This is a genomic window from Paenibacillus sp. FSL H7-0918 (genome assembly GCF_038007025.1).
In the GTDB taxonomy this organism is placed as follows: Bacteria; Bacillota; Bacilli; order Paenibacillales; family Paenibacillaceae; genus Paenibacillus_AQ; species Paenibacillus_AQ odorifer.
Genome location: NZ_JBBOWJ010000001.1, coordinates 2,716,090 through 2,728,997 on the forward strand (window position 1 = coordinate 2,716,090; position 12,908 = coordinate 2,728,997).

The following is a 12,908-nucleotide window of genomic DNA, read 5'->3' on the forward strand; positions in this document are numbered from 1 at the left end:
GTTCTCCTATCAGAAATCATTCTTATTACCAGAAGCGTTTATCTTAAAGCGGCTCGCCAGCTTCTGCAGTTCTTCTGCAAGACGGCTAAGGTCGGTAGACGAGGATGCCATCTCCTCTACAGAAGCAAGCTGCTCTTGTGCGGCAGTTGCGATAGTCTCCGTATTCACAGCCGCCTCTTCCGATATGCCGCGAATTTCCCCAATAGCCTTCTCCATATCATTAGATTCCACCAATAAAGTCTGCACAACCCCACCCATGGCTTCAATCTTCTCCGCGGCACTCTTTACTGCTCTTCGGATACGGGAGAAAGAACGTCCGGAAGTATCCACAGCCTCAATACCTTCGGATACGCGCTGTCTGGTGTCTTCCATCGTATGAGTTACCAGCAGCATTTCACTATTAATAGCGGTAATCTGTTCGGCAATCAAATGTGCGGATCTCTCTGATTCCTCTGCCAGCTTACGCACCTCGGCAGCAACCACCGCAAATCCACGCCCTTGTTCCCCGGCTCTGGCTGCCTCAATGGAAGCATTGAGGGCCAGCAGGTTGGTCTGGCGGGCAATCCCGGTGATGACACCAACAATGCCCTCAATTTGACTGGTTCTTTCATTCAGCTTGTCAATTACACTGCCCAGCTCTCCGACCGTTTCATGGATACCATTGATTTTGTCCACCACGCTGATAACCGAATCATTGCCTTCTGATGCTGAGAGTGAAGTCTTGTCCATCATTGTGGATACTTGCTCCATATATGTGGAAATCTGCTCGACCTCGCTAGCTGTAGCGGCAGTGCTCTCCATTCCTTTTCGTACACTAACCACCTGTCGCTCCGTCCCTGCCGCTACGTCCTGAATCGCTATGGTCACCTGCTCAATCGTTTGGGCAGTCTGATCCGCACTAGCCGTCAGTTCTTCCGCTGAGGAGGAGACATTGCTTGTCATCTCCTGCACGCCAATGATCATCTCGCGCAAGCTGATCACCATTAATTGAAAATTCTCTGCCAGCAGCCCTATTTCATCTTTACGGAAAACACCCATGTCTTCCGACAGATCACCTTTGGCTATCACCGCAGTTGCTTTCCGCAGCCGGAAAAGCGGTCTCAAAATCGATTGAATATTAAAATAGATCACAACCAGCGCAAGCAGAACGGAAACTACAATAACAAGCAGAGCTGTATCGCGGATTCCACTAGTTGCTGAGTTAACCTCGTCAATGCTGATCGTACCTCCGATTCTCCAACCCGTCAGTTCATTGACCATAAAGGTCATCTTTTTGGACGTATCCTTGAAGACATAATCGAAGACCCCTTGTTCTTTCTCGAACATTTTCTTAACAAAATCATCAGACGATTCCTGCCCGATAGCTTCTGTAGGATGAACTAGAAACTTCTTGCTGTTATCAACGATGAGGATATAACCTTCCTTGCCTACCTTAATTGAGGTCAGCTCCCCTAAAGTAGACAGGTTAAGATTCATTGTGATCACCCCATCACCGCCCTTAAGAACCGTTGATATCGCAATCGCGGTTTGCTTATTTACGGTTTGAAAAGCCGGAGAAATCACTGCCCCTTTTCCTTGCTTCAGAGAATTAATATAGGCGCTTTCCTGCCTTGGATCATAACCCTCTGGCAGCTTAGCATCTAAAGCATGAATAGCCTTGCCGTTGCTTGTACCCACATAAATGTCCAGTACATCCGGATGCAGCGCCACATATTCCTTCAGTCTGGCTTTTACAGCAGAGGAAGTCCCCCCAGATCCCTCACTGTTGATCCCCTCAGATGAAAACTCCGCGGCAAAATAAGAAATCGCATCTATTTTGGATTGAATATTAGAGTTAATGATTTCATTTACGGCCAACACACTTTCGGTAGCATTGTTCACCAGTTGATCTTCCACTTCCTGGCTGGCAGCTTGATAGGTTCGCCAGCCTATTATAATACTGGGCAGCAGCAGTATTATTAGGTATGTAAGAATTAACTTGGTACGGATAGTCATACCCGCATTTTTTTTCATAGACGTCATCATCTCTCTCTCATCTGAGTCTTAGGCAAGGATACATTTACCAGACTTAATATATAATTTAAAATCTGTTTTAGGAACCGATTTTCCTCCTATCTTTCTTTGTTTTTCTCATTTTTTTTGAGAATTGTCATATAAATGCAACAAAAAAGGCCGCCTCAATGAAAGCGGTCTCTCCGGATATACATATTATTACCGCAGCACAGGCTCCGGCACCTCTATCCTAATTATTCTTTTTGTTCTTACAGTTTGGGCAGACGCCCCCGAATACTACATGAGCATGACCAATGGTATAACCGGTATCCTTGGCCACTGTATTCATCCATTCACGCGGAACTTGATTCATAACCTCATCCACTGCTCCACAAACTTCACAAATGATATGCTGGTGATCATCCATACGTGCGTCATATCTGCTGGCAGCTTCACCAAGCTTAAGCTCACGAATCATTTGTTTATCTGAAAGATAACGCAGAGAGTTATATACCGTACCGTATGCTAAGCTATGTCCCTGCTCTACTAGCCGATTCATTACTTCCGCAGCAGTAGGATGGTCATGTGAATTAAGGACGATATCGTAAACGGCTTGACGTTGGGAGGTCAAATTTAGACTTTTCATTCCTATCATCCTCTAACTTATTTTTAGATCAAGTATAAATCTTGTGAATGGGAACGTCAATCCCATTTTTATCCACATGTTACTTTACAAGCTACCTAATCATTCCTGAATATTTAATGTTTACATCAGCCTTCACTTGGAAATCAAGTTTAGAATAGAGCTCCTTCCACACTTTCATTTCCGTATCGTTATTAAAATGCCTTGCTCCATAATGCAGCCCCCAACCCAAGGGATCTAAGCCACTGGCTTGTATTTTGGTCAGCAATGCTAAGATATCCGCTTCCAATTCCTTTTCCCCGGCTTCCTGGATCTTCTTCAACATGTGATGTGTCACCAGATCTGGGCTACTACTCTCTTCGAGAATACCTTTTATCTTAATATGATAACGAATAGTAGCTTTCCCATGCTCTGGTGTTACGATTTTATAGTGCGAGGATGACCTCTCTGTGTAATATTGAAACATAATTCCCTCGGAATGGGCGGGTAAGTTAGTCCGCAGATTCGGGCGTGACAGCAGATTATATAGCCGGGTCTCATTTGGGGTAAGAACCATTTTGATTTTCTCATTATTCAGCAGAGCAATTTTATCAATTAAAAACTCCTTATCCCCTTTGGCCTCAATAATCGGCAGGATTGGATCAATCCCCTCCTCAAAGATATTTCTCATCAGCTGAAAGGAATACACACTAGAAATAAATGGAGACTCTGTGCCTTGTCCACTCATAGCCAGAATAAGAGAATTCGATGGGATCCGCTCCGATTCGGGTCTTACCTTCAGCACTTGAAGTGCTTCCGGACGCCCTATTGCAAAATTGACAATAAGCTGGATATCTCTACGTCGCACAGCCCAATCCATAACATGGAGAATATCTTCACGGGCAACCCCTTCCCCCAAAACAATTGATTTACAATGGGAGTAATCAAGCTCCTTTTCCACTCTGGATTTCATTCTACGGAGGGCTTCCGAAATGCTTGGAGACTCCTCAGTCAAGATTTGCATCTTCTCATCAATCTTAGTAACATCCCCCTGAGGGATGGCAAGCTTCAAACTAATCTTAAAATTCCCTGCTTCTGTACCTTGGTCAACGCCGATCGCTAACACGAAAATCCGCAAATCAATCTCCTTGAAGTCACAACCGGGAAGAAGAAGGAGCAAGGTAATTCCAATTCCAGCAAGTACTCTTCTCATAGCTTCCCCCTCCTAGCTTTGCGATAACAATAAAACAACAGAGCGATGATGAACATCTCACCAAACCAGCGAATTTGCAGAAACCAGGCACCAAACATATTAAGTTGATACTGATCCTGCCCCATTAAGGACAGAACCATCGCGCTAAACAAGCCTAGGATCCCCCACTCTTTCCAGCGCTCTGCTTTTGGGGACTGTTTTTTTGCAGATGAAAGAGCACCTTTAAAAAGCTCTAAACCTCCATGCCAATGAACGATTACACTCACCAGAGATAAACTTAAATAGGCAAAATAAAAAATAAACAGCATCCGTTCAATAATAAAGGATTCCATCCGAATACTGTCGGCCGTCGAGAACCATGTATACACATGTCTATCAATAGCAACGGTTCCGAAATAGCCGATGGGAACTAAAAAAGTCAAGAGTAATACGAAAAGACCCTCCACCCCTAAAATCCAGACATGCTTCAGCTTCAGCCCATGAAATACCCGATTAAATATGGCCAGGTTTAAGTAACCGCTAAACGAAAAGGTAGCCGCCGCAAGGCTCATTAGGTCCGGCTTATGCCAGAAGTATGTAGTGACCTGCAGAACAGAATCCCAATTAAAGTCCGGATTGGTCAATGCTTTTACGAGGCCATAAATAATTAAAGGTAAGGATACGCTGAGAATGATTTCAAGCCCGTACAAGAGTGATAGAGAATCGAAGCGACAGCAGATGCAGACCAAGACTAAAAAACTGATCACAACCGTATAAGGACTCGAATCCGGACTGATAAACCGCAGCGTAATATCTACAAAAGAAAGCAATGTAACTCCCCCGGCCACACACCATAAGCCAGCAAAAAGGACCAGTAAGATTCTGGATAACTTCTTAGGAAGCAAAGAGTCAAATATTTCCGGGAACCCCTTGCCGGGGAATTTAGCAATCAGTACAGTAAATATATAGACAAACAAAGTGCCCAAAATCGTTCCGATTAGTATGGACATCAAAGCGCCACCAAAACGTCTGTCTATTAGTTCCCTTGGAACAAAATTAATGATGTTGATCAGGCTGTTCATCAGAAAAAGACAGTAGAAATAACGGCTTTTGGCCATCAATGCTCTCCACCCTTCTTCTTGCCGAGATTATCGAGAAAAAACAATCTGAAATAAGGTTGTCCGAAGGTACGCTGTTTGCATAAATACATTGCGAATCCCACGACACAGACTACTACCCCAACCAATCCTAAAAAAGCTGCGGCAATTAGAAAAATATACTTCAGCACTCGTATGGACAAGCTCATCATATTCAGCGGAATTAGAAAATTAGATATCGCAACAGCAGAAACCAATATGATCATGATATTTCCTACAAGTCCTGCTGCCGTCGCTGCCTGCCCCAAGATAAGCCCCCCTACCGTCGTGGCCGTTGGACCAATTGCCTTGGGGAGCCGTAAGCTCGCCTCAGTCAGAAACTCCATCATCATGAGCATTAAAAGCACTTCCACAAAAGAAGGATAAGGCACAGTCGCACGACTGCCCGCAATAAGCAAGGCAATCTGCACACGAATAATCTCTGGGTTATACGAGGTGAGTGTTACATAGAGCGCAGGCAGCCACAACGTCATGCACACACCGATAATCCGAAGCAGCTTTAGGAATCGCCCCACGATAGGAAATTGTATTTTATCATCCATGGATGTAAAGAAATCATTAAAAATAGAAGGCAGCACTATCGCATAACCGGTTGTATCCAGCACTATCGCTACTTTTCCTTCAGACAAATTAAACACCACTCTATCCGGTCTTTCGGTGATGATGGACTTAGGGAGTATTCTTAATTTGTCACTGCTTATAAACTTCTCAAGCTCTCCTGTAGCCTGCAAAATATCAACCTTTAGCGTTCCCATCTTCTCCCTTAATTCTTTTAAAACGTTATGGTCAACACGACTGTCATCGTATAAAATAGCTATCTTTGTTTTAGAGACATCGCCGATGACCATGGTCTCCATTTTGAGATTAGTCGATTGATAACGCCGCCGAATCATGTTCAAATTAATCGCTATATCCTCTGTCAGTGCATCTGACGGCCCCTGTGAAATACTTTCGGCAGACGTTTCACTAACACCGCTGCTCTCCGTACTCATAGCATCGAAGAAATATATCACATCTTTTATACCCAGAAGCACATAACCACTGAGCAAAAGGTCGATCGCCTTCTCTCTCGTAGTCGCCTCTTCAGTGCCCGGATAAGTCATAATGTAATCCTGATAAGCGCTAATACTCTCCATTTCATAAAACGGCGCAATCACGTGGCGGCTGAGTGTCTGCGCATCTGTAACACTTTTGATATAGAGCAGGTTGATTTGCCCAAAAGGGGCAACGCTTGTTTTATCGATTAAATCCGCGAACCCGTTCAGCTGATCTTTGATCCATTCCAGAGAAATATTGTCCTTATCCTGTTGAACTGACATGGAACATCATCCCTCCTATTTATCCTTTACGTCCCAGTTTCCACCTTATTTTGGCACTGTTTCTCTGAATTCATGCACAGCACGATGGAATGGGAAGTTTCTTTTCACAGGACTGTGGTAATAAATGAGATGAAGATTGTAAAGATGGAGGGATAATAGATGGACCCAAACCGTAAGATAACGCAAAGTCTTCCACAATTTCCGGAATCATTATGGAGAGATACCACGGATTTACCGGCTTTTCCAAAGCTGGCTGAAGATATTTCTACAGATGTGGCAGTGGTAGGCGGTGGAATTACAGGCATTACAACAGCCTATCTCCTCAGCAACGCAGGCTACAAAGTCACGCTCTTAGAAGCCGGAGAAATTCTGAGTGGCACTACGGGTTTTACCAGTGCAAAAATCTCAGCACAGCACGGGTTAATCTATCATCATTTGATAAAGCATTTTGGGCAGGAGCAAGCCCGGCTCTATTATCGCTCGAACAGCGAGGCTATGAATTGGATCCAGAATACGGCTGAGGAACTTGAAGTATCCTGCGGCATGAAACATGAGGCGGCTTTTCTGTACGCGGATGCTGAAGATCATAAAACGCTTAAACAACTGGAGGAAGAGTATAAAGCCTATGAACAATTGGGTCTGCCCGGAGAATGGCTAGATAACGTCTCTATCCCTCTGATGGCCAGTGGTGCCATTAAATTACCAGGACAAGCCCGCTTTCACCCGCTGCAATATCTGAAGGGGCTACTGAAGGTCATTCAGGATAAAGGTGGCGTAATCTATGAGCATACGATGATGGCGGATAAGGTGGAGAAGAACGATAAGCTTACGCTTTTTACTGAAAAGGACGAGCATCGGATCACCTGCCGCTACGCCGTTTCAGCTTCTCATTTCCCATTCTACGATGGAGGAGCACTATATTTCTCGCGGCTGCATGCTGAAAGTTCCTACTGTCTGGCGATCCAGCCTGAAACGGATTTTGAGGGTGGAATGTATCTAAGTGCAAGCGAACCCACCCGTTCTCTTCGTGCAGTAGAGTGGGAAGGCAGGAATCTGGTCATTGTCGGGGGAGACAACCATAAGACAGGCCAGGGCATCTGTACGATAGGACATTATGAGAATTTGGAGCTATTCGCAGGAAATCTGCTCGGCATCAAAACAATCCCTTACCGCTGGGCAGCACAGGATTTAATCACCCTAGACAGAGTGCCCTACATCGGCAAGATTTCGGACAACGAAGAGATTTATATCGCCACAGGTTTTGGAAAATGGGGCATGACAAGCGGTACGCTGGCCGCACAGATCATCTCGGATCAGATTCAGCGCAAAGATAATCCGTATACCGAATTGTACGATCCGTCCCGCTTCAAAGCTGGCACCAGTCTAAAAAACTTCATCGTGCAAAATGCCAATGTGGCAAAAGAGCTCGTGGCGGGCAAAGTGGAAATCGTCCATAAAAAGACAACTGATTTGGAAGCTGACGAAGGAGCCGTTGTGTTCCATGATGGCAAACGTGTGGGAGCTTATAAGGATCCAGAAGGTAAACTTCATCTGGTGGATAGAACCTGTACCCATATGGGCTGTGAATGCGAATGGAACAACGGGGATCGTTCTTGGGATTGCCCTTGCCATGGTTCCCGCTTCTCCTACGATGGCGAGGTTTTAGAGGGCCCAGCTTCGGTACCGCTGACGAAACTCCATGAATAATACTTTTCATGAAAAGGCAGTTCGGCTTCATGAAAATTTGCAGTCCCTTTTCTAAGGGGCGATTGTAATTGCCCTATAGCATTCAGGTATAATAAGACTTGAATGAAGCAGCTGCTTCAAAAAAGTTTGAAGGAGAGTGACGATAGAGATGGATTTGAGAGGAAAGAGTGTTGTAATTACTGGTGCAGGCAAAGGGATCGGAAAAGCCTTGGCAATGGCACTGGCTAAGGAAGGTGCTAATTTAGGCCTGATCTCCAGAACTTCAGGTGATCTCGAAGCGTTAAAATCAGCCTTAACGGAAGTATATGACGTTAAAGTCAGCATTGCCGTGGCCGATATCGCCGTACGCGAAGAAGCTGAACGTGCTGTTGCTTCCCTGCAAAATGAGCTTGGAGCATTTGATGCATTAATCAACAATGCCGGGATCGCAAAATTCGGCACTTTAGTAGAAATGGATCCTGCAGACTGGGAGCGCCACATCCAAGTTAATCTTTACGGTACTTATTACGTAACTCGTGCTGCACTGCCTGCGATGATTGAGAAAAATGGCGGAAATATCATCAATATTTCATCCACAGCCGGAGAACGTGGCTTCGCGACAGGCTCTGCTTATTGCGCGTCCAAGTTCGCTCTCATGGGCATGACCGAAGCCCTCGCACAAGAAGTGCGCAAACACAATATTCGCGTCGTAGCCTTGACTCCAAGCACCGTCAACACTGGCCTAGCTTCCAATGCTGGACTTAAAATCGGTGACGAAGACCGCATGATGCAACCTGAAGATGTTGCTGAATTGGCACTGACAGCTTTGAAGCTGCCGGATCGCGTCTTCCTAAAAACAGCAGGACTATGGACCACCAATCCGCAATAAAATCGCGCTGGACGCGGGGGGAGCCGGGTGATCTGGGGTGATTGCACGTTGTGCAATAGAATCGCTCTAGACGAGGGTGAGGCCTTGGGTGATTGCACGTGGTGCGGGATAACGCTTCAGGATTGCTCTACTCCGTTTTCTAATTGCACTTTGTGCAATTGAATCCCTCTAGTTGAGGGCGAAACCTTGGGTGATTGCACGTGCACGTGGTGCAATCAGTTTAGTGGCTCCCCTCCTTTTAGGCGATTTGGGCTTGATTCTATTGTACAGAATGCAACAGACTGCCTTATTCAGATAACATTCAGGCTATTCTGTTGCACATTCTGCAATGCAACTTCATTTGGGGGCTTTATTAGGGAACTGGGACTGGAATTAGGTGCTAGCTGTAATGGTGGTTTTGAGTAAAAACTTTGGAGTTGGGTTGGCACTTTGGCTTAGAGTAACATTACGGTTAAGGTGGCACTTTACTTGCGGTAGTTACTTTAACGTGCAGTAGTTACTTTAACTTGCTATAGCCACTTTACTTGCAGTAGACACTTTGATTTTTCGCAGGTACCTGAGTTTGCACAATACTTAACGTTTAAATAGATAATAGTTGCACTTTGTACATCTATTCAGCGCAATTAGAGGAGAAATCATACTTTAATTGCACTCTATACAGTTAAAAGAAGGCTAATCTCGGCGATTCACCAGATTCGCATAAATTAGTTGCAGAGAATACACTTATTCGATCGTTTCTGGTGTGACGGATAATTTAAGTGTACAAAGTGCAATTAAACGCCCGCACTCTTGTTTCTTGTGGGATGGTCTTTTATTTTGTAAGTTGAAAATCACGATGTTACCTTGAGATATTGGCTAATTTTCGAGGTTCCCATGTTATATTATTTCGATTCACAATGTCCTGAAAAATATACTAACTTTCTGATCGGAGGTTTATCTATCATGCTGGTAGTAACTAATACTATTAAAGTAAAAGAAGGCCATGGCGAAGCTATTGCTCAACGTTTCGGAGGAAATAATGGTGTGCAGGATATGCCAGGGTTTGTACGTATGGAGGTTTGGCGTGGAAATGCCAAGGAAGGTGTCGAGGAATTAAAAATCTGCACCGTATGGGAGAATGAGGATGCATTCAAAGGCTGGACCTCCAGCGAGTCCTTCCGTCAGTCGCACCGTGGTGCTGGTGGTAATGACGCAATCCTGGGTGCTTCCATCGATAAATATGAACTAATGATCAGCCGCACGCCCAGTAACTAAGGATTTGGACCACCCAAACAGAGCAGTAGCTAGATTGAACCAGCAGTGTGTACGGAATGGTAGCCCGATAAGTACAGTTAACTAATTGACTATTACTGCTAGGTAACCGGTGATACGAGCTAATTAACTATTATTGATGCAGCCACCTAATTGTCTTTTACCACTGGGCTAGCCAATGCAGCACGCTAATTGTCTTCTACCACTGGGCTAAGACAATCAGCCGCTAATTAACACAGTTATCGCTTCTAAATGCTAATTGCTACAGTAAAAACTTAGAGTAATTATCGTCCAGCTGACTGATTGATTAGCCTAATAGATACTGTTCAGTTAGTTGGTACAAGCAGCGCTATTATCCAGCGATGTCCTGTGCCCAAGCCTAAAACAAACAGGGATGTCCGGAGCCAATATGGCTCTGAGACATCCCTGTTTGTTTATAAACTCATTATTTACTTACATCTGGCTGAGGGGTCTCCACCTCTTGATGTTTACCCGGCCAGAACGACCAACGGCCAAAGAGCGTTGTAATAGCTGGTACAAGAAACGGCCGAACCACGAAGGTATCCAGCAGAACACCAAGAGCGGTGATGATACCGAACTGCACAAGCACCTGAATCGGCAAACTTGCCAATACAGCAAATGTACCTGCCAGAATGAGGCCGGCAGAGGTAATTACCGAGCTGGTCTCATTCACTCCTTCCGCGATAGCCTGCTTAAGCGGCATGGTTTTACGCTTTTTCCAGATATTCGAGATCATGAAGATGTTGTAGTCTTCTCCAAGTGCCACCAAGAAAACAAAGGAATACAGTGGGATCGCTCCCTGAATAGCATCTGCTCCCATCACATAGTGAATGATAATCCAGCCTAAGCCAAGCGCTGAGAAAAAGGAGAGAATAACGGTGCCGACCAGATAGATGGTGGCCACTATTGAACGCAGATATATCAACAACAGTACGGTGATCATTCCGATGACTACGGGGATAATCAGATCGGTGTCCCGATCCCCAATCTCTTTAGTGTCGTGCTGTGTCGCCGTCTGTCCGCTTACCCACACGTGATCCGCAGGGTTCGCAACGTCTACATCGATTAATGCCTGCTCTGCGGTATCAAGAAGGATGGGAATATGCCCCATCGCTTCTAGTGAGTAAGGATTGCTTTTAAATTCAATATCAAAACCAACAATATCTTTGTTTACTGCCCCCTGCTGCGGATCGGAAACCGTGTCCACATAGGTGAGTCCGCCAAGAATGACCTTTAGATCCTCTCCGCTTGCTTTTCCTTGGGTATCAATAATCAGCTTCGCTGGAGCCAATTCTCCGGGAGAGAACTGTTTGCCAATAAGGTCGAAACCTTCGCGGGACTCCATATTTTTAGGAAAAGAGGATAAGATATCATAGGTAAATTTGATGCCACTGGAGAATGAAGCCAGAATCCCCAGTCCGATAACGGTCACACCCACGATAGCCCATGGCCGGGTTACTACCAAGCCGCCAATACCCTTTTTACGGGAAACCTTGAGTTCAGGAACAGGTTTGCCTTTAGCCTTAGCCCGTTCTACCTCCATTTGCGGTGTGCGCGGAATGAATGGGAAGAACGAGGTCCTTCCGAAGATTGCCAGCAGTGCTGGTACGAGAGTTAGACTGGCAATTCCCATGATGAAGATAGATACGCTGAATGGAACGGCAAATCGATGATAAGCTCCATACTTAGCCAGCAATAGCGCAAACAGCGCGAGCACGACGGTGAAGCCACTCATAGCAATGGCGCCTGAAGATTCGGTAATGGAGCGAAGAAGCGCACGACTCTTACTCTCTTCTACCTTCAACAACTGCCGGAACCGTGAGATCAGGAACAGGCAATAGTCCGTACCAGCTCCGAATAGCAAAACAGTCATAATCGAGACAGCCTGTGAATCTACTGTGATCCAGCCTTCTTGTGCCATTTTTCCAAGAATCGGACTAGTCACACCATAAGCGAATCCAACCGCAATAAGTGGAATAAAAGCCAAGATCGGTGAACGATAAATCACCAATAAGAACACCAGCACAAGCATAACCGTAGCAATTAACAAGGAAACGTCTGCGTTCTGAAACAGGCCTGAAGCATCTATAGAGATGCCCACTGGACCCGTAACACGTAAACTCAGGTCTTTTCCATCTACCTTAGCCGCGGAGGGGTCTCCACCCGTCTCTGTGTTTATGATCTTCTTCATTTCTGTCACAGCTTCACCGAGCTGATCACTATCTGCCGTTTTATCAAAAAGCACCGGGGTTACCAGCGTGCTAAGATCCTCAGATAACGAGGCTTGTAATGCCTGTGGCGGCAGTTGTCCTAATGGGGGAACAAAATTCTGATGGGGCAATGGTTGCTGCTCCAACTTCTTGTACACAGCAGTGATATGTACTAAATCATCTTGTGAAAGCCCACCTTCTCTATGCCATACGAGCAGCGCCGGCACTCCACTTCCACTAGGGAATTCTTGCTCTGCAATAGCTGCTGCCTGTACCGATTGTGAATCATCTGGGAGGTTAGGCGCATTATTAGCAACCTGAGAATTCACTGCAGGCCATAACAGGGTAAGTGCACCTACAAGCACTATCCATACGAGAAGAGTAATCCACTTCGTCTTTTTTCCTGCCACCCATTTTCCGTAGCCTGACATTCCCTTCATCCTCTCCTTTACCTTGCAGCCTTAAAAATGAGCCGCGGGTCATTTTTTATTCTATCATATATATGCTTTAATTTTTAATCAAACTTTTTTTATTTTTCAGAAAAATTAAAACACATCATCACATATAAA

The 12,908-nt window shown here is 45.2% G+C and carries 9 protein-coding genes; 3 read left to right on the plus strand and 6 right to left on the minus strand.

Going from position 1 to position 12,908, the window contains the following annotated elements; translation table 11 throughout:
- Nucleotides 1-9: 9 nt before the first annotated feature.
- The 5 genes from MHI15_RS12300 to MHI15_RS12320 all read right to left on the minus strand — a co-directional run bounded on the left by MHI15_RS12300 (nt 10) and on the right by MHI15_RS12320 (nt 6,282).
- On the minus strand, nt 10-2,013 hold the full coding sequence (locus MHI15_RS12300) for a methyl-accepting chemotaxis protein (protein WP_341164453.1): 2,004 nt from the start codon (nt 2,011-2,013) through the stop codon (nt 10-12).
- Between the two features lie 229 nt (nt 2,014-2,242).
- The gene (locus tag MHI15_RS12305) at nt 2,243-2,638 is read right to left on the minus strand and encodes a Fur family transcriptional regulator (protein WP_076123979.1); all 396 of its coding nucleotides are present in this window, start codon (nt 2,636-2,638) and stop codon (nt 2,243-2,245) included.
- 91 nt (nt 2,639-2,729) lie between these two features.
- Nucleotides 2,730-3,827, minus strand: coding sequence for a Ger(x)C family spore germination protein (locus MHI15_RS12310; protein ID WP_076191747.1), 1,098 nt, complete (start codon nt 3,825-3,827; stop codon nt 2,730-2,732).
- The gene (locus MHI15_RS12315) at nt 3,824-4,924 is read right to left on the minus strand and encodes a GerAB/ArcD/ProY family transporter (protein ID WP_076123983.1); all 1,101 of its coding nucleotides are present in this window, start codon (nt 4,922-4,924) and stop codon (nt 3,824-3,826) included. The genes MHI15_RS12310 and MHI15_RS12315 overlap by 4 nt, the downstream gene beginning before the upstream one ends.
- Nucleotides 4,924-6,282, minus strand: a complete 1,359-nt coding sequence (locus tag MHI15_RS12320) for a spore germination protein (RefSeq protein ID WP_076123985.1) — start codon at nt 6,280-6,282, stop codon at nt 4,924-4,926. Before MHI15_RS12320 ends, MHI15_RS12315 begins: the two co-directional genes overlap by 1 nt.
- 159 nt (nt 6,283-6,441) lie before the next feature.
- Between MHI15_RS12320 and MHI15_RS12325 the strand changes: the two genes are divergently transcribed.
- The 3 genes from MHI15_RS12325 to MHI15_RS12335 all read left to right on the plus strand — a co-directional run bounded on the left by MHI15_RS12325 (nt 6,442) and on the right by MHI15_RS12335 (nt 10,111).
- The gene (locus tag MHI15_RS12325; protein ID WP_341164454.1) at nt 6,442-7,989 is read left to right on the plus strand and encodes an FAD-dependent oxidoreductase; all 1,548 of its coding nucleotides are present in this window, start codon (nt 6,442-6,444) and stop codon (nt 7,987-7,989) included.
- A gap of 148 nt (nt 7,990-8,137) precedes the next feature.
- Nucleotides 8,138-8,857, plus strand: a complete 720-nt coding sequence (locus MHI15_RS12330) for a 3-ketoacyl-ACP reductase (protein ID WP_036681981.1) — start codon at nt 8,138-8,140, stop codon at nt 8,855-8,857.
- Between the two features lie 942 nt (nt 8,858-9,799).
- Nucleotides 9,800-10,111, plus strand: a complete 312-nt coding sequence (locus MHI15_RS12335; protein WP_076179209.1) for an antibiotic biosynthesis monooxygenase — start codon at nt 9,800-9,802, stop codon at nt 10,109-10,111.
- A gap of 442 nt (nt 10,112-10,553) precedes the next feature.
- Here the strand turns inward: MHI15_RS12335 and MHI15_RS12340 are convergent, their stop codons facing one another.
- Nucleotides 10,554-12,779 (minus strand): MMPL family transporter, encoded by a 2,226-nt coding sequence (locus tag MHI15_RS12340; protein ID WP_341164455.1) that lies wholly within the window; start codon nt 12,777-12,779, stop codon nt 10,554-10,556.
- Nucleotides 12,780-12,908: the final 129 nt, after the last annotated feature.

Coding starts and splice junctions, on each gene's coding strand:
- MHI15_RS12325 (WP_341164454.1), top strand. CDS start 6,442: ATGGACCCAAACCGTAAGATAACGCAAAGTCTTCCACAATTTCCGGAA.
- MHI15_RS12310 (WP_076191747.1), bottom strand. CDS start 3,827: ATGAGAAGAGTACTTGCTGGAATTGGAATTACCTTGCTCCTTCTTCTT.
- MHI15_RS12315 (WP_076123983.1), bottom strand. CDS start 4,924: ATGGCCAAAAGCCGTTATTTCTACTGTCTTTTTCTGATGAACAGCCTG.
- MHI15_RS12305 (WP_076123979.1), bottom strand. CDS start 2,638: ATGAAAAGTCTAAATTTGACCTCCCAACGTCAAGCCGTTTACGATATC.
- MHI15_RS12300 (WP_341164453.1), bottom strand. CDS start 2,013: ATGAAAAAAAATGCGGGTATGACTATCCGTACCAAGTTAATTCTTACA.
- MHI15_RS12335 (WP_076179209.1), top strand. CDS start 9,800: ATGCTGGTAGTAACTAATACTATTAAAGTAAAAGAAGGCCATGGCGAA.
- MHI15_RS12330 (WP_036681981.1), top strand. CDS start 8,138: ATGGATTTGAGAGGAAAGAGTGTTGTAATTACTGGTGCAGGCAAAGGG.
- MHI15_RS12320 (WP_076123985.1), bottom strand. CDS start 6,282: ATGTCAGTTCAACAGGATAAGGACAATATTTCTCTGGAATGGATCAAA.
- MHI15_RS12340 (WP_341164455.1), bottom strand. CDS start 12,779: ATGAAGGGAATGTCAGGCTACGGAAAATGGGTGGCAGGAAAAAAGACG.